Genomic DNA, 21,541 nt, shown 5'->3' with positions numbered 1-21,541 from the left:
ATTTAGGAATGTGATATTACTATTCAGGCTAGTATAAATCGGTATACTAGGTTTCTTGTTATAAAAAGTTAGCACCATCAGGAAAGACAATGACTGCACGTATTCAAAAAGGCAAGCTAGCGATTGCTAAAGAACTTTACGATTTCATCGAAAATGAAGCTTTACCAGGTTCTGGTTTAGACAGTGAAACTTATTGGAAAAACTTCGAGCAAGTCGTTGTCGATCTTAGCCCAAAGAACAAAGCATTATTGGCTAAGCGTGAAGAGCTCCAAGCGAAGATTGATGAATGGCATCGCAACAATAAATTTGAACTAAATGCATATAAAGCGTTTTTGACTGAAATTGGTTACTTAGTACCTGAAGTTGCAGATTTCCAAGTTACAACTGAAAATGTAGATGAAGAAATTGCTTTATTGGCAGGTCCACAATTGGTTGTGCCTGTACGTAACGCACGTTATTGCTTGAACGCTGCCAATGCACGTTGGGGCTCTTTATACGATGCGCTTTATGGTACAGATGTAATTTCTGAAGAAGACGGTGCGGAAAAAGGTAAGGGTTATAATCCAATTCGTGGCGATAAGGTAATTGCATTCGCTAAGAACTTCTTAAATCAAACTTTCCCATTAGCGCAAGGTTCACATGCGGATGCGACCAAATATGCGATTGATCACAATCGTTTAGTCGTCACTTTGAAAGATGGTTCTACATCATCTTTAGAGCATGAGTCTCAGTTTGTTGGTTTTAATGGTGATGCTGCCAATCCAACAGAAATCGTTTTATTAAATAATGGCTTACACGTTATCATTGATATCGATGCAAATAGCCCAGTCGGTAAAACTGACGCTGCTGGTGTTAAGGATTTAACGCTTGAAGCTGCGATTACAACGATTCAAGATTTAGAAGATTCTGTTGCAGCCGTTGATGCAGAAGAGAAAGTTGAAGGCTACCGTAACTGGTTAGGTTTGATGAAAGGCGATCTGCAAGAATCAATCGAGAAAAATGGCAAAACCGTTACTCGTGCGCTGAACAAAGACCGTACCGTTCAAAACTTAATTGGTGGTACCACAACACTACATGGTCGTTCACTCATGCTACTTCGTAACGTTGGTCACTTGATGACAAACCCTGCGATCTTGGTTGAAGGTGAAGAAGTTTTTGAAGGTATTATGGATGCTTTAGTGACGCCATTACTTTCAATTGCAGATATCCGTGGTCAAAACGAGAACAAAAACTCTCGTAAAGGTTCGATGTATATCGTTAAACCAAAAATGCATGGTCCAGAAGAAGTTGCATTTGCAGTTGAGCTATTTGAGCGTGCAGAACAAGCACTTGGCTTACCAGCAAAAACACTCAAAATCGGGATCATGGATGAAGAGCGTCGTACCTCTGTAAACTTGAAAAACTGTATTGCTGCTGCTAAAGACCGTACAATTTTCATTAATACTGGCTTTATGGACCGTACAGGTGATGAAATTCACACCTCTATGGAAGCTGCGCCAATGGTACGTAAAGAAGCTGTTAAAACACAAAAATGGATTGCATCTTACGAAAACCGTAACGTTGCGATTGGTTTAGTTTGTGGCCTACAAGGTAAAGCACAAATTGGTAAAGGCATGTGGCCAAAACCAGACAGCATGAAAGACATGTTAGCAACCAAGACTGCACATCCAAATGCTGGTGCGACTTGTGCATGGGTTCCTTCTCCAACAGGTGCTGTTTTGCATGCAATGCATTACCATCAAATCAATGTAAAAGCACGCCAAGATGAGTTAGCTGCTGAAGAAATGTTGACGCTTGATGACTTGTTGACACCTCCGTTTGCGCCTGAAACAAATTGGACGGCTGAAGAGCTTAACAATGAACTTGAAAATAACTGTCAAGGTATTCTTGGTTATGTTGTTCGTTGGGTTGATCTTGGTGTGGGTTGTTCTAAAGTTCCAGATATCAACAACGTTGGTTTGATGGAAGACCGTGCAACATTACGTATTTCTTCTCAGCACGTTGCAAACTGGTTACGTCACGGTATCGTAACGCGTACGCAAGTTGAAGACGTACTGAAACGTATGGCTGTAATCGTTGATCAGCAAAATGCAAATGATGCGCTATATACACCAATGGCACCAAACTTTGATGGTATCGCTTTCCAAGCGGCTTCAGACTTGATCTTCAAAGGCGCAGAGCAACCTTCAGGTTACACAGAGCCATTGTTACACGCTGCGCGTTTAAAATTAAAAGGTTATACAGGTGATTAATCTCATCTAATCCAAAGAGCCTCTACGGAGGCTCTTTTTTATGCATATTAATTTGTAGAGGGGAATATAGGGTTAACAGAAGTACGGGATAGATGATGTTGGCGAGATAATGAATATGAAGTAATTGTTAAAAACACGAAACATAATACAAATGAAATATTTGCTATAATTCATTCTAATTTGATCATTCAGTCGAATCGTAACGATGTCTCATATTTTAAAATTGGATGCTTTAAAGCAAGCACAAGTTTCTACATCTCCATATCCATACTTTGTTGTGGAAAACTCGATAGTAGACGAAGAAGTAAAAGCCGTCATTCAAGATTTTCCAAAGATTGAACAAGGTGGAAGTTATAATATAGAAGATGTAGAGATCAAACCCAACTTTGATCGTTTTTTAAAATCATTAGATAGTAAAGCGTTCCGCCAAATTTTGACTGAAAAATTTGATGTAGATGTGATGGAACATCCAATGATGATTACGTTACGTGGTTATTCTCGTCAAAAAGATGGGCGTATTCATTCTGATTCTAAGACCAAGTTATTGACTATTTTGATTTATTTAAATGAATCATGGGATGCACCTACGGGTCGTCTTCGTATTTTAAATGATGAAAAGAACATGGATGATTATGTCGAAGAAATTAATGCTGGTCCAGGCACGTTGGTTGCTTTTAAAGTGACTGATAATGGTTGGCATGGCTATGTCCCTTATGAAGGGCAACGTCAATCGATCCAAATCAATTTTTTAACCAGTGATAAAGCCAATGCCAAACATCGTTTTGTACATGGTTTAAGTGCGAAATTGAAAAAGTTATTTAAATAAGGTTTGAACAAAGTGAGGAGGTGAATAGACCTCCTTTTTAATATCTTATTTTTGAGCGTTGTATGATTAAGTGATCTTATGTGTGCGAATTATAAACCTTTGACTATTGAACAAGCGAAGCAACTTGAACTTCCGCTTATTCCTTTTGAATATGCGGATGAGGTTTATCCAAGTTATAAGACGCCTTTATTGTTTAAATCAGAACAAGGTTTGGAGTGGCGTGAGGTATTATTTGGGCTAGTGCCTAAATGGTCTGAAGATACCAATATCACGAAGCATACTTATAATGCGCGGCACGAAACAGTTTTTCAAAAGCCGAGTTTTCAAGAAGCGGCATCTAAGTGTAAGTTTGGCGTTATCCCAGTCTCAGAGTTTTATGAAAGTAAATATATTGATCATAAGCCGCAAAGATGGGGAGTTCGCCGTAAAGATGGCAAAGGTTTTTTTATTGCGGCGCTTTATGAGATTCGAAAATTAAATGATCAGATTATTCGTTCTGCAACGATGTTAACGATGGATGCAATTGACCATCCAATGATGAAAGACTTTCACGAACCAGGTGATGTAAAACGATCAGTTGTGGTTGTTCCTCACGATCGTTTAGATGAATGGCTGAGTTTGATACAACCGAATCAACTCTTCGATTTTATGCAAGGTTTCCCTGTAGAAGAATTTGAATGTTCATATGTGCCTAAGGCTAAGATAGAAAAAATCACACCACAGTTAAATATGTTCGATGCATTCTAGCGTTTTATCATCCAAATAAAAAAGGCTTCTAATCGAAGCCTTCCTCGCTAAGCAAAAATCAACGCGCAAGATTTTTAAACATAAGCTTTAAAATTTCCATGGTTTTTTCAATTTGAAGGGGCGTTAAGCCATCAAAAGATTGTTCCAAAATAACAGAAGTTAGATCATTGATTTTGATGACCATTTCCTTGCCTTTATCGGTTAAATAAACGCGGGTAATACGGCCGTCATCTTTACAAGAGTAGGTTTCGATGTAACCTTCATCTTTCAAGCGATAAACAATTTTGGTTGTAGTAGACATTTTTGAAATGACCATATCCGAAAGTTCGGAGACGCTTGCATGAGGTTTAACTTCTAATGCAATTAAAATACGACGGCGAGAGTTGTCTAAACCATATTTCTTGAGTACGTTGTCAATATTTTGAACGTACTGAGAATTTACTTGAGAAATCCAATAGTATGGAAAATCTTCTAGCTTAAATGATTCGGCTGTAGGTAAAAAACGCGCATATTTCTTTGTCATTTACTTCTTTCCCATGCTTGTATATCGAGCAATATAGCGTCGCTCTTAGATTCCATGAAATGTCTACAATTTATCTGCTAAAAAAACCTTTTCTGATTTTTTTATCATTTCATTGATAGCAAATCTACCAAAGATAATTATGAAACTATCTTTATAAATGATTAAGGGAATTATCACAAAATTCACATAAATTTGTAATGAATAATGTATTTCCTGAATCATTTTATTTCAGTGATATTCCTACAATTTTGCATTTCTGCTCATTTGTAGAGTAATCGTATTGTAGGAAAAAAATACGCGTTTTGACGTGACTTTTTTATAAAAAATTCTGTCTAAAATGTCATAAAAATACAAAATCATTATATTTATAAAATAAATAATCGTTAAATATATAAAAAATACATATGTTTGTTTTAATCATTTGGTTAAAATTTGATGGAAAAGAAGTGATAAGTAATGTTGAATAAATACATGCTTTATCACACTTTATAGCAAGGAGACTTGAATTTATTACTTTAAAAGTGTTATTTATTAAGATTTTCTAATCAATAATATTGTTGGATAAGAAAAATTAATTGATAACACAAGAAATAAAAAGTCATACCTAGCAAATCGCAGCCATCAAAACACAATAAAAAAACGCATCTAAACTGGATTACGCGTTTAGATGCGGAAAGTGTGAATCTAAAAGAGGAGATAGATGCAGAGGACTAAACTGTTAATTCATTTTCAATAATAGGCCATAACTTCTGATGTGATTTTTTAAACATTAACATATGTCCAATCTGCTTATAGCCATGTTGTTGAGGTTTTAGCTCAATTAATTTGGTTTTGGCATTTGGATATAAACCTAAGAGCTCTTTGACGTTTGCTTGAGTAGCAATCTCATCATCAGTAGCCCAAAATGAAGTAATAGGGCATTGAATTTCCTGATGATAATCTTCAAATATGGTTTTACCCACTGCGTTCATGACATAACCCGGTTTACTACAAAATTCCGCCCATTGCTTCGCCACATTTTTGGGTAAATTTTCGCCCATTCCGATAAATTGTGTTGCACCATAGCCTTTGATAAAGCTAGAGAGTGGAAAAATTATATTAAACATAACGGGTGCTAAAAATTTGGTCTTGCCTTTTAATCCTTTTACATGTCCAGTAGAACCTGCAATTGCGACTACTTTAGCGACTTTGTCATAGTTAGGGTTAATACCAAGTAGCTGTCCACCAGCACTGTGCCCAATGATGATTACTTTCTCAGATTGTGTTTGATGCAATAAGCTGTCAACTACAGCGGGGATGTCTAAGATTCCCCAATCGTTAATACTAGCCGTGGAGTTTTTCAGCGGCTCATGTAGTGATTCTCCGATTCCTCTAAAATCAAAACTCAGAACAGGATAGCCTCGTTGGCTTAACCATTCAGCGAAAGAATGATAGAACGTTTTAGTAATGCCTGTTGCAGGGCAAATCAAAATTGGATAATTTTTGCTGTCAACTTGTGCTGGATAAAATTGGGCAGCCAGTTGATAGCCATCTTTACAATCGATCCAGCATGATTCATAGGTATTCATTTGAAAATACTCTTGTAATTGCATCTTTTTACTTTACCTGAGTTCTAAAAAGAAACTCGATTAAAAAATGACTGCAAAGTCAATTTTTAGGTAATATAGGTGCGCATAATGAATCATATTTATATTGGGGAGATGAGATGTATGTTTTGAGTAGCGCGACACAAATTGCGATTGTGTTTAGCGGGATTTTTTTATGGGTTGGTATGCTGACAGGGGTTTGGAAGTATTATCAGATTAGAAAAACAGAACAAGCACGAGCCCATTATTATGTAGATATTGCTCATCGGAGTAGTCTACTTTATGCGGCTGCAAGTCTAATTCTTGCTGTTTTAAGTCACTTTACTGTTTTATCAGCGTCTATCGCTTTGTTTTGTGTCATTGCCAATTTATTCTATTTTGCGATGTCTATTTTGACTTATATCATCCATGGATTTTTAAGAGATACAACCAATCAATTCAAACAACCACATCAATTAGGTCGGTGGACACTTCCTGCTTGGGTAATGAGTTTAATTATGTTGAGTTTAATTATTGTTGAACTAGGTGCGACAGCAGTATTGGTATTTGGAACCATCGCTAAATTTCTGTACTAAAAAAATGGATGATTACTCATCCATTTTCCTTAAAGATTTTATTTTACGTGCGAGGCTGAGCTGTCGGAATTTTTGATCAACGACTGCCCATACACAAAACGCTAATGAAACAATCAGTGCGTAAATAAAATATTCAGGTTTCAAGTTGCCTTTAATTGTACCCTGAAATAAGAGTGTAGCCATTAATGCAAGTGTGGTAATGGCATAAATAATTGAGTCATTGGTCTTCAGAGTGTTAATGAAGACTTGCTTGTTGAAATGTGTTGATAACATCTCCATCCCTCCTTGTCTTAATGACAAAACCATGTGATTTTGTCGGAATTGTTATTAAAGTTGTACTGCGATTTTCTCTTTATTTCAATAGGTAAATCTATAATTTTTTTGAATAAGTTTATATTGGTATTGATTGTTAAGGCTTTTTAGTATTCTTAATGTGTGTTGTTGGTATTTTTTGTTAAATATCAACTCCATTTTTTTACATTTTGAAAAACTTAGCACTGCTATTCATCTGTGCAAATTGGGGCTTCGGGTATGAAAAATGCGATGTTTAGGTGAGAATAATTTGTCGTAAACAAAATACGTCCATTGGGTAAAGGAACATTTTTTGTATAGCTAAAATCATGTTTGGGTAAAACACTATTTTAACGACAAATTATTTTATCTTTTTGTTGCTAGCACTCGATCCACAATCATTGCAATTACAAGAATGATTAAAGATGGAAGTAACCATGCAAGATTTTGTTCATTTAAGGGTAATTGCTCAATGAATGTAGGTAAGTGAGTACCAAAGCCTGCTGCTTTAATGGCTTCGATGATACCAAAAAGGAAAGCAACACCAGTCACTGAACCGACGACAATAGAGGGCTTATTCCAATATTTCCAAAAAAAGCTCAGCATAATCACCACAATTGCAGGTGGATAAATTGCGCTCAAAACTGGAATTGAGAAGGCGATCAACTTGGTTAAGCCTAAGTTAGAAATTAATAGTGAAAACCCTGTGAGAATAAACACCAACAATTTGTAAGGTAGACCAGTCAACTCTGTGAAGTATTCGGCACATGCGCAGGTTAAACCAATTGCTGTCACCATACAGGCAAGGAAAATCAAACCTGTGAGGAAATAAGAGCCATAATCGCCAAATGCGTGCTGTACATAGGCATGCAAAATAATTGCACCATTGTCTGCATTTGCAGCGACTTCATGGCTACCTAAACCAAGCTTAAATAAGCTGACATAAACGAGAGTAAGCCCTACACCCGCGATCAGACTTGCGATGATGGCATACTTGGTTATGAGTTTAGTGTCGGTAACGCCACGAGACTGAATCGCTTGAATGATCACAATACCAAAGACTAAAGCGCCTAACGTATCCATGGTCAAGTAACCACTGACAAAACCTTCTGAAACTGGACTGGCCACGTAGTTATTGATAGGTGGTGAGATCAATCCAGTCGGTATGGCAAATGCAGCAATACCGAGTATTGCCAACGCAATAATTTTTAATGGTGCAAGTACATGACCTACAGTATCTAAGAGTTTGTTTGGGTAAAGCGAAATAGCCGTAACAAAAGCAAAGTAAATGATACTGTAAATAAAAAGGCTGCTGCTTGATGTTCCAAAGTAAGGCGCAAAGCCAATCTCATAGGAAACAGTCGCGGTGCGTGGGGTTGCAAATAGTGGCCCTACAGTTAAATAGCAGACGATTGTAAGCAATAAACTGGCAAAACGTCCGAGTGGTGAGCTGATATTTTCAATTGAACCTTGGGTGCGAGACAAGGCCATGATGGTAATAACAGGAAGACCAACTGCGGTGATTAAGAAGCCAAATGCAGCAAGCCACACATGTTCACCAGCTTGCTGGGCAACAATGGGAGGAAAAATAATATTGCCAGCACCAATAAACAGTGCAAAGGTCATAAAACCCAAAGCAATAATATCTCCTGTACGGAGTTGGTTCATAAAAGAGGGGGAGTTTAAAATAAAAGTGCGAATTTTAGAGCATAAATGCGGTCATTTGAAACTAATTTATGTGAAAGTTGCTTTATTTTTGGCTAAAAAGACCGCATTAGAACTTTACAGTGTTATGCCTTCATTGAATTTGTTAAAAGCCAGAGCAGGTATCATGTGTGCTATCGTTTTTTCCTGTGATCATAATTGAAATTAAATGTAAAATAAAAATGCTGTTTTAGTCATAAAATGATTGAAGATTTGATGGTTGAAGCGTACAACTATCTGAAATACACAATGCAATACTTGATCTGCATTTTTCGAATTAATTTGTTTTTTATAAGGAATATCTCGGATGAGAGCTTCTACTGTGACCATTAAAACAGAACAAGATATTGAGAGATTACGTATCTCAGGTCGTTTGGCGGCACAAGTATTGGAAATGATCGGTCCTTATATAAAGGCTGGTGTTTCAACTGAATATTTAGATGATATCTGTAATGATTATATCGTCAATACATTACAAGTTATTCCTGCCAATGTTGGCTATCACGGTTTTACCAAAACCACCTGTATTTCGGTCAATGAAGAAGTGTGTCACGGAATTCCTTCTGCGAAAAGGATTTTGCAAGATGGTGATATTCTAAATATTGATGTTGCGGTCATTAAAGATGGTTATTTTGGTGACACCAGCCGTATGTACTTTGTGGGTGAACCAGCCTCGGAAGCAAAAAAATTAGTCGAAACAACTTACGAGGCGATGTTAGCGGGTATTCATACGGTTAAACCAGGTGCGACATTGGGTGATATTGGTCATGCAATTCAATCCGTTGCACAACGTGAAGGCTATAGTATCGTGCGTGAATACTGTGGTCATGGGATTGGACGTGTTTATCATGAACAGCCTAATATCTTGCATTATGGTCAAAAAGGTCAAGGCATGGTATTAAAAAAAGGAATGGTTTTTACCATTGAGCCGATGGTCAATGCTGGAAAGCCACAGATTAAAGAGTTAAGTGATGGTTGGACCGTGGTCACCCAAGACAAGTCACTATCAGCGCAATGGGAACACATGGTCGCAGTTACTGATGATGGTTTTGAGTTATTGACCCCGTGGCCGAATGGAACAGGTCATTATCCTAGTATTTAATTATGAAAACTGCGAAGTACAGCAAAGGTTCGATATTTTAATATCGAACCTTTTTTGTTGCACACTGAGCCAGTTGCTCAACTAAATAGTCGATAAATACCCGTACTGCTGGCAATAACCCTCTACGTGAAGGGTAAACGGCATGGAAAATACCATGTGGCGCAGTCCACTCAGGCAATACTTTTACCAATTGACCAGATTGAACGAAGTCTTGTGCGATGCTATCAGGTAGTAATGCAATACCACAGTTTTGACTGGCTAATTCAGCGAGCATGAGTAAGTTTGAACCCATAATGACAGGATTAACTTTGATTTTTTTCTGTAGTTTATTTGGGTCGGTGAGTAAGAAATGTTGATCGAGATGATCTTCAGCCATACTGATAATACGATGATCGGTCAGTTGTTCTGGTGTGGTTAAATGTCCAAATTCATTTAGGTAGGCTTGGCTGGCAAAGAGGCGTTGCTCAATGGCTTCAAACTCTCGTAAAACCAAATTTGGATCATCATCTAATTTCGAGCGAACACGTAAGGCTACATCTACTCCCTCGTTGATGACATCAATACGACGGTTGCTCACCATCATTTGTACTCGCACCTCAGGATATTTCTTTAAAAAATTGGGTAGGATTTTCGTCATTTGATTTTGAGCAATATCAACTGGAACACTGACTTTTATGACACCGCGAGGTTCACTACTTAAATGATTCACCGCATCATGTGCTGCCTGCGCTGCGTTCATCATCACTTGAGCATGTCGATAAACATCCATACCAATATCTGTTACAGCAAAATGGCGTGAACTACGTTGGATGAGACGCACGCCTAATTGTTCTTCAAGATTATAGACTCTACGGCTGAGTTTAGACTTTGGGATTTCTGTGGCGCGTTCCGCAGCACTAAAGCCCCCATGTTCAACGACAAGGGCAAAACAATAAAAATCATCTAAATCAGTTAACATTATTCAATTCCATTTCTGCAACATTCATTATTTTATAGATATATCGTTGCAAAAATAAGTGATGAGTAGAGGTTTTTTGTGAAGCATAAATTCTTTTATAATCTTTAAAATTTTTTGAAATAATCAATATGCCTTATCAACTGGTTGAAGTGTCTAGCGCTACAGCAAATGTTTGCTGCCCTCATTGTGATCATGCAGTATTAGATTGGGAGCAAGAACAGTATATTCAGCCTTGTGAACACACTTTGTTTATCGCAATGGATCTAGGTTTTGAGTATATAGCTGATCGTTTTGAAGCAGCATTGCCACAGTCTGTTGATGAAATTCATGAAGATCCAAACATGAATGTTTTTCTCAGTGTCACACAGGCAAATTATGATGAAATGCAAATCTATAAAGCAGATTTAGGTGTGGAAGGTCTGTTTAGATATATTGGTTTTAGTCAGAATTAAATTTAATCAAAAAAAAGCCAATCGTTTGATTGGCTTTTGCTGCTTAGGCTTCAGGCGCCGCGCTGTGTTGTTCAACTAATGGTTTTAACTCACCATTTTGGAACATTTCAAGCATAATATCGCTACCACCAATAAGCTCGCCGTTTATCCATAATTGTGGAAAAGTAGGCCAGTTCGCAATTTGAGGTAAAGTTGCACGAATATCTTGATTTTCTAAGATATTTACATAGGCAAATGGACGACCAATTTGGCTAAGTGCTTCTACTGCACGAGCAGAAAAACCACATTGCGGGAATTGTGGAGTGCCTTTCATGTAAAGTAAAACAGGGTGTTTCGCAATTTGATCACGAATTAACGCTACTGTATCACGCGCTTGTTCCGTCATTAGATAGATCCTCAACTAAACTTTCGACATTATATACCTAAAAAAATCGCTTCGCGGGGGATTACTCAAGATTTTTCTTATATAAATGTGAGTTTGCGCTTTCAATCTACGCAAGTTTTTGCTTATATAACTTTTTTCACCACAACTAATGATAGATTGAGTTTGTTATGACTAATATTACTCTTGCGCCTGTGCAACCTGATCAACCATCACATATTATGGCAACCTATGGTCGCCAAGCGATCAGTTTTGTGCGAGGACGAGGGGCGTATTTATATACAGCAGATGGCACTGAGTATTTAGATGCTTTAACGGGCATTGCTGTATGTGGCTTAGGTCATGCACACCCAGTTATCGCTGAAGCGATTGCTGAGCAAGCCGCAACATTGGTGCATACCAGTAATCTATTTGAAATTCCTTGGCAGACAGCCGCAGCACAGAAACTTGCAGAGGTTTCTGGAATGGAAGAAATCTTTTTCTCAAATAGCGGTGCAGAATCAAATGAAGGAGCAATTAAAATTGCACGTAAATTTGGTGCACAACAAGGCATAGCCAATCCAAAAATTATCGTTGCTGAGCAATCGTTTCATGGTCGTACCTTAGCGACTTTATCTGCGACAGGAAATAAAAAGGTTCAAGAAGGCTTTGCGCCGCTTGTTGAAGGTTTCGTCCGCGTTCCATTTGGTGATATCGAAGCAATTCAAGAAGCGGCTATTCATCATCCTGATATTGTTGCGATCTTAATTGAACCGATTCAAGGTGAAGGTGGTGTCAATACTGCACCGCAAGGTTTCAGCTATTTGGAAGAAGTTCGCACTCTATGTAATCAGCATAACTGGTTGATGATGCTCGATGAAATCCAAACAGGAAATGGACGTACTGGTAAATACTTTGCCTATCAACACACCAATATTATTCCTGATGTAATGACCACAGCAAAAGGTTTGGGTAATGGTTTCCCTGTTGGTGCTGTGATGACACAGGGCAAAGCTGTTGGGATATTGGGAGCAGGTAGCCATGGTTCGACTTATGGTGGCACTGTGCTAGGCTCTCGTGTGGTCTACACCGTAATAGATACCCTTCAACAAGAAAATGCGGTTGAAAACGCGGCAAAAGTAGGCACGTATATTGTTGAAAAGTTACGTGAGCAACTGGCTGAACATCATGTTCAGGTGCGTGGTTTTGGCATGATGATTGGAATTCAATTACCAAAAGACTGTGCTGAGTTGGTTGCGATTGCGCGTGATCAATATCACTTAATTATCAATGTCACAGCAGGTTCAGTGGTACGTTTGTTGCCGCCTTTAAATATGACACAAGATCAAGCGGATGAATTGCTCAAGCGGCTAGTTCCTATGATTCAAGATTTTTTAGCTGCATAACAGTAGACTAATTGAAATAAAAATGGGCAATTTCTAATTGCCCATTTTCTGTTAAGTCTATAGCCCCCCTCCTTTATGAAAGGAGGGTTGGGGAGGATTTTTAGCCAGAAATATATTGTTGAAGCTGTTCAATGAGAATACGTTGATCATCCATCGCAGCTTTAACCAAGTCACCAATTGAAATAAAACCCACAAGTTTCTCATCATCAAGTACTGGTAAATGGCGTAAATGGCGATCAGTCATCAATTGTAAGCATTCTTCTACGGTATTGTTTAGACTGACTGAAATAACCTTTGAAGTCATAATATCCGCAACAAGTGTGCTGTTTGAAGAACGTTCCATCAATGCAATCTTACGGGTATAGTCACGTTCTGAAAAAATACCGATGACTTTTTCATCTTCAGCAACGACTAAAGCACCTACACCTTTGTCCGCCATAATTTTAATCGCTTCAAGTACAGTCGCATTTGGTGAGATTGTAAAAATTGATTGTACAGCTTTATTTTTTATGACTTGAGCAACGATTGTCATTGTTTATCCACCTGTGTTGTATTGTCATTTTCATTTAACTTAACGGTATTTTTTTTAATTGCAAAGCCCTAATTTAATTTCAATGATGACTTTTTAAGCATTTATAAGAAAAAGCCATCATTGAGTCGTTCTTGACTGCACTAAGCGGCAATAATTGGTTGCTGCGGCATAAAAAAGAAATGCTGCATTTGCTGAGTCGAAAGTTTAAATTTGCAATGAGACGAGTTAAAAAGGGCTGGTTCGACTTGTAAGCGTGTGAGCAAGGGAAGTAAGGATTCATGAAAATCCTTTGGTGTAATCTTACGAGGTGTGTAGTGTTTCCAATTTGATCGTGCATAACGATGTGCTTGCACACCATTCAGCCAAAAAGGGAATACATGCCCATCCTGATCAGATGTGATCGCCCAACCATCGTGATAAAGTCCCCATAGAACGCCACAATACATCATGGTCTTGAGAATCGAGATTTTGATCATCAACTCTCGTGATACTGGCTGGAAATGATTGAACCTATACATATTATTAAACTGGTATTATTTAATTATGTTTTATTATAAGAAACTTAAGCGGCAGTTATGTTTAAACTGTTCATCAAAATCGTAAGCAAATATTCTCAAACCTTAACAAATGCCAACATAAGTGGTGAATTAGGACATCCACCAATTGGAGAGTTGTGGCTTGTATTAAAGGAATAAAAAACGTCACCTGAGTAAACCAAAGCGACTAAAGCTTTGTGGCAGCGCAAGATAAGCAAAACGCGTAGTATTCAGGGAATAATATTTTTATTTAGTATAGGTATTAAAAAACGCCACCTGAGTGACGTTTTATCATGCTTGTAAGGTTGCCATCTTCTGCCAATACTGGGCTTTCAGGGAGTCACGTTCGACTCGAAAACCTTGATAGTACAACTCTGCTAAAAATAATGCCGCTTTCCCGTGACCTGCTTGTGCAACTTGTTCAAGCTCTTTCACGGCATCTAGAAAGTTTTTTTGCGACTGGATTGTATTTACCGCGTTTGCATAAACATGTTCTAGTTCATGTTGTGTAAAATGTTGAATCATATATAACTCCTTATTTTAATTATGATTACCGCATATTCTATTCAAAGCTACATTGCTCTGAATTTAAGCTAATTTAACATTGTATTGTGAAGTTATTATGACAAAATTAATGGAATTGTCAAATATTTAACTCGCTTTTACGTTTATTCGCTTTGTTTAAATAAAAGCTTACACGATTAAACACTGTGAACAAGTAATTTTAAGTAAAATCAAAGTGAAAATAAAAGAAAAGGAGAATAACATGTCAGCTATCATAGATGGTTTAAGCTTTGATATTCCACCATCAGAAAACCAAATTATTGCTTTGGCTCATTACCATCGTAAGTTGCTTGATGAAGCAGTATTTCATCAAGAAATTCATTTGGGTGACTATTGTCTTGCACAGCGTAAACGCGTTTATGATTTTGCAATTCGTTTGACGCCTGAGCAAAAAGATCGCTTTTATGAAATTTATAATGGAGAGCTGATGCGTATCGCTGACGATGATGAATTACATCCAGCGGATGCTGAAAACGGTGTAGGGATGTTTGCAATCTTTATTAGCTTGGCGATTATTGCACTGATTCTATACTTTGCTTTTGTTCGAACACTCATGGCATAAGTTTTTTGATCTCTTTTTAAAATTGCGTTATTGGTGGAAAAACAGCCTATAACGCAATCGTCTGTGAAAGATCATTAAACTTGATACTTGTTCTGAGCGAATCAGACACATACACTACTTCATAACTCAGAGGTAGGTTATGTTGTCTATCATTTCTAAATATAAATTCTTGCAATCCAAGTTCGGATTTAAATTTGACCAATTTTACAATATTTTGGTTAGTCTTATTTTATTGTCTATTTTTCTACTTGCGTATAGTGCGTTGCAGCGTCCGATTAATACATTTCAGTATCAGCAAATCATTCGACTTTCAGAACAAGCAAGCCATCCAAGAACTCAAAATATGGCTGAGAATGTATTGCAACAACATCAAGTGCGCCGTGTAGAGTATCTGAAGCTTTTGAATGCGTATCAATTTGAATCAAATCGTATTCGACAGTACCCAGCAATGGCCAAAGAGGATGAATAAGTTTTAGCTGATTGGCTTCCATTTATAACTGAATGCTTGGTCTTGGTCAGTAAAAAATAGGATTTTATGCTAGACTGGCCACCTTCTAAAAAGCTGCTTTTTTCTCAAGGAATCGACATGCAACAGCAATCGAATATGCAAAATAAATTCTTGATAAATGCTGATATCGGCGATGATGATGTCACGTTGCCGAGTTTACCTGCTGTCGATGTTCCAATTATTGAACCTGTGCAGACTCAAGTTGAAGCTACTCCAGTTATTGAAATTTTAGAATCAACGTCAGAACCAGAGAACGATGATCAACAAAAAGTAGGTGGTTTCTTTGGTCGAATGAAAGATGGTTTGACCAAAACTCGTCGCAGTTTTACGGATGGGATGGTCAATATTCTTATTGGTGGCAAAGAAATTGATGATGAGTTATTAGAAGAAGTTGAGGAACAATTACTTGTTGCTGATATCGGTGTTGATGCGACTAAAACAATTATTGCAAACCTGACTGAAAGAACTGCACGTGGTGATTTGATTTATTCAAATGCTTTGTATAAAGCTTTGCAAGAAGAGCTGGTCGCTTTACTTGCGCCACGTGTAAAACCGTTACATATCGATCCAAACAAATCCCCTTATGTGATTTTGATGGTTGGTGTAAATGGAGTGGGTAAAACCACAACGATTGGTAAGCTTGCAAAACGTTTACAGGGTGAAGGCAAAAAAGTCATGCTTGCGGCAGGCGATACCTTCCGAGCTGCGGCTACTGAGCAATTACAAATTTGGGGTGAGCGCAATGACATTCCTGTGGTTGCTCAAGGCAATGGTGCTGACAGCGCATCCGTAATTTTTGATGCTTTTGAAAGTGCACGAGCTAAAGGTATGGATGTCTTAATTGCGGATACAGCAGGTCGTTTGCAAAATAAATCGCACTTAATGGAAGAGCTTAAAAAAGTGAAACGTGTGATGCAAAAGATTGATGCGACTGCGCCACATGAAATCATGTTGATCGTAGATGCGGGCACGGGTCAAAATGCGATTAATCAAGTACAATTATTTGATGAAGCAGTAGGTTTGACGGGTATTACGATTACCAAGTTGGATGGTACAGCGAAAGGTGGTGTGTTATTCAATATCGCTAGCCGTACTCATGTGCCAATTCGTTATATCGGTGTGGGTGAGAAAATTGATGATCTACGTCCTTTCTCAGCGAAGTCATTTGTTGCTGCATTATTTGAAACAGATAAATAAGTTCTGATGATATTAGGAACTCCACTTTATGATGAGGTGGAGTTTTTTTATGCTCTAGAAAAAGAGATATGTTGCGAAAATAGAACGATCTGTTATGTTTTTGGGGCTATGCCTAAAAAATGAAGCGTTATAAACTGACCTCAATCCAAGATAACTCCCTTTAGGTCATAGGTAGGAATAACAACATGAGTAGCTTTTTAAATAGTATCAAAACACGTCGTACAATTTATGCAATTGGTAAAAACGTTTCAGTTGATCAAGTAACCATTGAAGAAACCATTCGTGAAGCAGTAAAACAAAGTCCATCTTCATTTAACTCACAAACCTCACGTGTTGTTACTCTATATGGTGAGTCTCATAGCAAATTTTGGGAAATCGTTCGTGAAACTTTGCGTAAAATGGTTCCTGCAGACGCATTTGCAAATACAAGTGCAAAAATTGATAGCTTTGCGGCTGGTTTTGGTACGGCATTGTTTTACGAAGATCAAGACGTTGTAAAAGGTTTACAAGAGCAGTTCGCGTTGTACGCAGATAATTTCCCAGTATGGTCTGAACATTCAAGTGCAATTGCTCAGTTCGCGACTTGGACGGCATTGGCTGAAATCGGTGTAGGTGCATCATTACAACACTACAATCCAATTGTAGATGCCGAAGTTGCTGAAACTTTTGATATTCCAGCAAATTGGAAATTACGCGCTCAGCTTGTATTTGGTTCAATTGAAGCTCCAGCAGGCGAAAAAACCTATATGGATGATGCCATTCGCTTTAAAACATTTAATTAAGTTTAAATCGTTTTTAACCTAAAAGAGCACTTAATGTGCTCTTTTTGTTGTGATAAGAAAAACAGCAAAATTCGCCAAAAGCAGTACGAATTTTTTAATTATACATTTTTATCGACAATCGGCGCGGTAGGTAATTTTAATCGAGTGTATTTAGGCATAAAATTACAAGATTTTAATGAGTTAGTTTGGTTAAGTCACTGGCAGCACTATTATTCAACACGCGTTTTGAGATTAAAATAATTGAATTATTGAAAAGGCAATACATTGTGTTCTTGACCTTTTCTTAAATAAGTTCTATTTTGGAACTCGATTGATTTGAATTCAGATGAACATGTGCAAATAAGCTTTAAATTAACCATCCCAACACAATCAAGTCGAAACCAGTGTTGAACATGATCAAAATTTTGTAGATGTTATGAGATCAGCAAGGAAAATTTGTTTTATGGGCCAATTTTCATAACAAGGATAAGGTGAAAACACATGACAATAACAACGCCAGCATCGAGACAGGATGTAACCGCATGCATTCTATGTTCACGAAATTGTGGACTGAGTGTAGAAATCGAAAATAACCAATTTAAAAAAATCAAAGGGGATCCTCAGCATCCTTTTTCTCAAGGTTATATTTGCCAAAAGGCAGCGCGCTTACAACACTATCAACAGCATGCCGACCGATTGACCTCACCCTTGAAAAGACAAGCAGACGGCTCATTTCAAGAAATTTCTTGGGATCAAGCGATTCAAGAAATCGCAGAGAAGTTGGTCAGTATCCGTGATACGCATGGTGGAACAGCGTTTGCTTCCGTTGGCGGTGGTGGACAGGGCAATCACTTAGGCGCAGCTTATGCTCGTCAGTTACTGTATGCCATGAAAAGTTTCTATGCTTATAATGCACTCGCTCAAGAAAAAACAGGGGATTTTTGGGTCAATGGTCGTTTGTTTGGAAGCCAAGCTTGTCATACCACAGAAGACGTTGAACATGCTGATTATGTCTTGTTTATTGGAACCAACCCATTTCAGGCGCATGGTATTCCAAATGCACGGGATACTTTAAAACATATCAAAAAAGATCCCAATCGAACCATGGTGGTGTTTGATCCGCGGCTGACAGAAACTGCCAAACAAGCTGATATTCATATTCAATTAAAACCAGGAACAGATTCTTATCTAATGTCAGCCATGATCGCGATCATGTTACGTGAAGACTTATATGACCAAGCGTTCATTCAACAACACACCCATGGTTTTAATGAGGTTAAGCAGGCATTTCTGAGTATTCCAATCGAAGAATATATCCAAAAAGCGGATGTTTCAGTTGAGCTGATTTATCAAATTGTTCGTGACTTTACTAAAGCGAAACGTGGCTGTATTCGGATTGATTTAGGTATTCAACATACTTTGAATACGACCTTGAATGGCTATTTAGAGAAGCTTTTATATTTATTAGCAGGGCATTTTGGTAAACAAGGGACCAATAACTTACATACGATGTTCATTCCGATTTTGACTGATACCGATGAGCGAAACCCTAAATATCGTCGTACAGTTCATCATGAAATGTTTCCGATTTCTGGATTTTTCCCGCCAAATATTTTACCTGATGAAATTCTAAAAGCAGGTGAAAAACGGGTTCGTGCGGTATTTGTCGATAGTTGTAATCCGTTACTTACATATCCCGATACTTCAGCCTATGAACAGGCTTTTCAATCGCTTGATCTCTTAGTCGTGGTAGATGTGGCGATGACAGAAACTGCACGTTTGGCGCATTATATTTTGCCTGCACATACTCAGTTCGAGAAGTGGGAGTTTACGGGGTTTAATTTGGAATTTCCTAAAAATGGCTTCCATTTACGCCACCCACTTTTTCAAGCACAGGGCGATACCTTAACTGAAGCAGAAATTTACACGCGTTTGCTCGAAGCAATGCAGGTGATGCCGAAACAGTTTCCTATTTTGAGTAAGATTGCAGCAAAAGATTCGGCGAGTCGGATTTATCTAGCGTATTTTGCAGCACTTGGAGTGAGTTTCGCTCGGAATAAGAAATTGATTCCTTTTGCAGCATCTATTGTGTATCGCACTTTAGGCAAGACTTTACCAAATGACGCTGCGTCTACCGCATTGTTACTTCCATTATGTATGCAGTATGCGGCTCAGCATTATAAAGCTGTGAAGCGAGCAGGATATGTGGGTAATCGTCTCAATCTAGGTGTTAAATTGTTCCAAACCATCTTAGAACAACGTTCAGGTGTGGTGTTGTCACAACATGAATATGCAGATGTATGGCGTTTGATTGCTTATAAAGATCAGAAAATTCGCCTAGCAATTCCTGAAATGTTTGTCGAGTTGGCACAATTGGCTCAACAATCACCACATTTATCGAATGATTATCCATTTATTCTATTGGCAGGTGAGCGTCGTAGCTATAACGCCAATCAAATCTATCGTGATCCAGCGTGGCGTAAAGTTGATGCAGAAGGTCGCTTAAGAATGAACCCTGAGGATGCATTGAAACTTGGGGTGGAAACAGGTCATTCTTTGCAATGTCTTTCTGCGCATGGGCAGATTCAAGTTACTGTTGAGCTTGATGAGGGGATGCGTAAGGGTGTAGTGTCATTACCACATGGTTATGGTTTGCGTTATCGTGGTGGTGAGCCAATAGGACCGCAGCTAAATCGACTAACGTCTACTCAGCATTGTGATCCTTTGTCCAAGACGCCATATCATAAGTATGTACCTGTGCGTTTAGAGCTTGTACAAGCGTCGTGAGATAAGAATGATGCCGCACTCATTTGTTTCGTTTTTATGAAATAGTGGTAAAAGATGGTGCGGTATGGTTTGGGACGATATGATGCATAACTGCATTAATTGTTGTTTTATGATTGAAGAAGTTGCTTAATTGAACGAATAAACGACACAACACGCATCAATTATTATAGATTGGAATAATTATTGCTATAAAAAAGCAACCCACAGCGATTAGTCAAACGATGATGCACAGCATTTGTGCTAACCACAGTGGGAAGATTCACAATATGAGTGCATATAATGACGCATGAGATAGCCAACACGCCATTACCGATTTTAAAGGATCAGTATGGTCGTATTAAACGGAAGTTACGGATTTCTGTGACTGATCGTTGCAATTTCAAATGCATTTATTGTATGCCTGAACATCCAGAATGGATGAAAAAACAAGATTTACTGAGTTTTGAGGCTTTATTGATATTCTGCCAGTATATGGTTCAACAAGGCATTGAAAACATCCGTATTACGGGTGGTGAGCCATTAATGCGTCAGGGTGTGGTTCACTTAATTCGTGATTTGCAAGCTTTGAGAGCTTTAGGTTTGAAGCGTATTTCGATCACGACTAACGCACATTATCTCGCAAAATATGCACAACAGCTTAAAGATGCGGGTTTAGATGATTTAAACATTAGCCTTGATAGTTTAGATGCTGCTCAATTTAAAATATTAACAAAAAAAGATTTAGCACCTGTTTTAGCGGGGATCGAAGCAGCTCAGCAAGCCCAACTGCCATTTAAAATAAATTGTGTATTGATGAAAGGTCAGAATGATGACCAAATCTTGCCGATGGTGAAATGGGCAAAACATCACAATATTCCATTACGGTTTATCGAGTTTATGCCTTTGGATGGTGATCAGCATTGGACAGATCAAGCTGTGGTCAGTGAGGCGGAAATTTTAGAACAACTCAAACCGCACTATGATATTCAGCTCATCCAACAACAACATGAACCTGCACGTCAATATCAACTCGATGGAACATATCGTATCGGCATTATTTCGACCATTACCCATTCATTTTGTGGTGAATGTGATCGGATTCGATTGACTGCACTGGGTGAGTTATATAATTGTCTTTTTGCGCAACAAGGCTTAAATATTAAGCCCTATTTGTTAGATGCAATTCGGCAACAAGGTTTAGATAAAGCGATTGATTTCCAACAACTCGATTTACAAATAAAACCTTATATATGGCAAAAAGCGAAAGGTTATCACGTGATACAACATCAGCAGTTACGTAAGATTAGTATGCATATGTTGGGTGGTTAGTTT

The 21,541-nt window shown here is 38.1% G+C and carries 22 protein-coding genes; 13 read left to right on the top strand and 9 right to left on the bottom strand.

Features of this window, described 5'->3' with window-relative positions; all coding sequences use genetic code 11:
• Window positions 1–89: 89 nt before the first annotated feature.
• The 3 genes from F903_RS11300 (at window position 90) to F903_RS11290 (ending at window position 3,825) form a co-directional block, all read left to right on the top strand.
• Entirely contained in the window at window positions 90–2,252 is a 2,163-nt protein-coding gene (locus tag F903_RS11300; RefSeq protein ID WP_005197152.1) for a malate synthase G, read from the top strand.
• Between the two features lie 205 nt (window positions 2,253–2,457).
• Window positions 2,458–3,078, top strand: coding sequence for a 2OG-Fe(II) oxygenase (locus tag F903_RS11295; RefSeq protein ID WP_004671363.1), 621 nt, complete (start codon window positions 2,458–2,460; stop codon window positions 3,076–3,078).
• A gap of 78 nt (window positions 3,079–3,156) precedes the next feature.
• Window positions 3,157–3,825 (top strand): SOS response-associated peptidase, encoded by a 669-nt coding sequence (locus tag F903_RS11290; RefSeq protein WP_005197149.1) that lies wholly within the window; start codon window positions 3,157–3,159, stop codon window positions 3,823–3,825.
• A 58-nt stretch (window positions 3,826–3,883) separates the two neighbouring features.
• On the opposite strand, the gene F903_RS11285 is transcribed toward F903_RS11290, so the two are convergent.
• Complete coding sequence (locus F903_RS11285) at window positions 3,884–4,348, bottom strand: MarR family winged helix-turn-helix transcriptional regulator (RefSeq protein ID WP_004671360.1); 465 nt, start codon at window positions 4,346–4,348, stop codon at window positions 3,884–3,886.
• A 710-nt stretch (window positions 4,349–5,058) separates the two neighbouring features.
• On the bottom strand, window positions 5,059–5,916 hold the full coding sequence (locus F903_RS11280; protein ID WP_034595155.1) for an alpha/beta hydrolase family protein: 858 nt from the start codon (window positions 5,914–5,916) through the stop codon (window positions 5,059–5,061).
• Window positions 5,917–6,053: 137 nt separating this feature from the next.
• On the opposite strand from F903_RS11280, the gene F903_RS11275 reads away from it, so the two are divergent.
• Window positions 6,054–6,509: a hypothetical protein gene (locus tag F903_RS11275; RefSeq protein WP_005197142.1), complete on the top strand. Its 456-nt coding sequence runs from the start codon at window positions 6,054–6,056 to the stop codon at window positions 6,507–6,509.
• Between the two features lie 12 nt (window positions 6,510–6,521).
• On the opposite strand, the gene F903_RS11270 is transcribed toward F903_RS11275, so the two are convergent.
• Both F903_RS11270 and brnQ read right to left on the bottom strand, forming a co-directional pair.
• Window positions 6,522–6,782, bottom strand: a complete 261-nt coding sequence (locus F903_RS11270; RefSeq protein ID WP_005197139.1) for a hypothetical protein — start codon at window positions 6,780–6,782, stop codon at window positions 6,522–6,524.
• Window positions 6,783–7,166: 384 nt separating this feature from the next.
• Complete coding sequence (gene brnQ / locus F903_RS11265) at window positions 7,167–8,468, bottom strand: branched-chain amino acid transport system II carrier protein (RefSeq protein ID WP_004671355.1); 1,302 nt, start codon at window positions 8,466–8,468, stop codon at window positions 7,167–7,169.
• 343 nt (window positions 8,469–8,811) lie between these two features.
• On the opposite strand from brnQ, the gene map reads away from it, so the two are divergent.
• Window positions 8,812–9,606, top strand: a complete 795-nt coding sequence (map, locus tag F903_RS11260; RefSeq protein ID WP_004671354.1) for a type I methionyl aminopeptidase — start codon at window positions 8,812–8,814, stop codon at window positions 9,604–9,606.
• A 37-nt stretch (window positions 9,607–9,643) separates the two neighbouring features.
• Here the strand turns inward: map and F903_RS11255 are convergent, their stop codons facing one another.
• The gene (locus tag F903_RS11255; protein WP_005197136.1) at window positions 9,644–10,564 is read right to left on the bottom strand and encodes a LysR family transcriptional regulator; all 921 of its coding nucleotides are present in this window, start codon (window positions 10,562–10,564) and stop codon (window positions 9,644–9,646) included.
• Window positions 10,565–10,692: 128 nt separating this feature from the next.
• Here F903_RS11255 and F903_RS11250 point away from each other — a divergent pair, with 128 nt between their 5' ends.
• On the top strand, window positions 10,693–11,016 hold the full coding sequence (locus tag F903_RS11250; protein ID WP_005197133.1) for a hypothetical protein: 324 nt from the start codon (window positions 10,693–10,695) through the stop codon (window positions 11,014–11,016).
• 43 nt (window positions 11,017–11,059) lie between these two features.
• On the opposite strand, the gene grxD is transcribed toward F903_RS11250, so the two are convergent.
• On the bottom strand, window positions 11,060–11,401 hold the full coding sequence (grxD, locus tag F903_RS11245; RefSeq protein ID WP_004671348.1) for a Grx4 family monothiol glutaredoxin: 342 nt from the start codon (window positions 11,399–11,401) through the stop codon (window positions 11,060–11,062).
• Between the two features lie 167 nt (window positions 11,402–11,568).
• Between grxD and F903_RS11240 the strand changes: the two genes are divergently transcribed.
• The gene (locus F903_RS11240) at window positions 11,569–12,783 is read left to right on the top strand and encodes an aspartate aminotransferase family protein (protein WP_005197132.1); all 1,215 of its coding nucleotides are present in this window, start codon (window positions 11,569–11,571) and stop codon (window positions 12,781–12,783) included.
• A gap of 100 nt (window positions 12,784–12,883) precedes the next feature.
• On the opposite strand, the gene F903_RS11235 is transcribed toward F903_RS11240, so the two are convergent.
• The 3 genes from F903_RS11235 to F903_RS11225 all read right to left on the bottom strand — a co-directional run bounded on the left by F903_RS11235 (window position 12,884) and on the right by F903_RS11225 (window position 14,376).
• Window positions 12,884–13,315: a CBS domain-containing protein gene (locus tag F903_RS11235; RefSeq protein WP_004671344.1), complete on the bottom strand. Its 432-nt coding sequence runs from the start codon at window positions 13,313–13,315 to the stop codon at window positions 12,884–12,886.
• Between the two features lie 140 nt (window positions 13,316–13,455).
• Complete coding sequence (locus F903_RS11230) at window positions 13,456–13,833, bottom strand: DUF2750 domain-containing protein (protein WP_034595035.1); 378 nt, start codon at window positions 13,831–13,833, stop codon at window positions 13,456–13,458.
• A gap of 309 nt (window positions 13,834–14,142) precedes the next feature.
• A complete protein-coding gene (locus tag F903_RS11225) occupies window positions 14,143–14,376 on the bottom strand; it encodes an SEL1-like repeat protein (protein ID WP_004671340.1) in 234 nt (77 codons plus the stop codon).
• Between the two features lie 241 nt (window positions 14,377–14,617).
• Between F903_RS11225 and F903_RS11220 the strand changes: the two genes are divergently transcribed.
• The 6 genes from F903_RS11220 to moaA all read left to right on the top strand — a co-directional run bounded on the left by F903_RS11220 (window position 14,618) and on the right by moaA (window position 21,538).
• The gene (locus F903_RS11220; protein WP_005197129.1) at window positions 14,618–14,977 is read left to right on the top strand and encodes a hypothetical protein; all 360 of its coding nucleotides are present in this window, start codon (window positions 14,618–14,620) and stop codon (window positions 14,975–14,977) included.
• 139 nt (window positions 14,978–15,116) lie between these two features.
• On the top strand, window positions 15,117–15,446 hold the full coding sequence (locus F903_RS11215; RefSeq protein WP_005197127.1) for a hypothetical protein: 330 nt from the start codon (window positions 15,117–15,119) through the stop codon (window positions 15,444–15,446).
• Window positions 15,447–15,563: 117 nt separating this feature from the next.
• On the top strand, window positions 15,564–16,682 hold the full coding sequence (gene ftsY, locus F903_RS11210; protein ID WP_005197125.1) for a signal recognition particle-docking protein FtsY: 1,119 nt from the start codon (window positions 15,564–15,566) through the stop codon (window positions 16,680–16,682).
• A 185-nt stretch (window positions 16,683–16,867) separates the two neighbouring features.
• Window positions 16,868–17,464, top strand: a complete 597-nt coding sequence (locus F903_RS11205; RefSeq protein WP_005197123.1) for a nitroreductase family protein — start codon at window positions 16,868–16,870, stop codon at window positions 17,462–17,464.
• Between the two features lie 480 nt (window positions 17,465–17,944).
• Entirely contained in the window at window positions 17,945–20,230 is a 2,286-nt protein-coding gene (locus F903_RS11200) for a molybdopterin-dependent oxidoreductase (RefSeq protein WP_005197118.1), read from the top strand.
• 279 nt (window positions 20,231–20,509) lie between these two features.
• Window positions 20,510–21,538, top strand: coding sequence for a GTP 3',8-cyclase MoaA (moaA, locus tag F903_RS11195; RefSeq protein ID WP_005197116.1), 1,029 nt, complete (start codon window positions 20,510–20,512; stop codon window positions 21,536–21,538).
• The last annotated feature ends 3 nt before the right edge of the window (window positions 21,539–21,541 follow it).

Origin of the sequence: Acinetobacter sp. NIPH 298 (genome assembly GCF_000369505.1) — a bacterium.
Classification (GTDB): Bacteria; Pseudomonadota; Gammaproteobacteria; order Pseudomonadales; family Moraxellaceae; genus Acinetobacter.
This window is presented reverse-complemented; position numbering and strand designations above follow the sequence as displayed.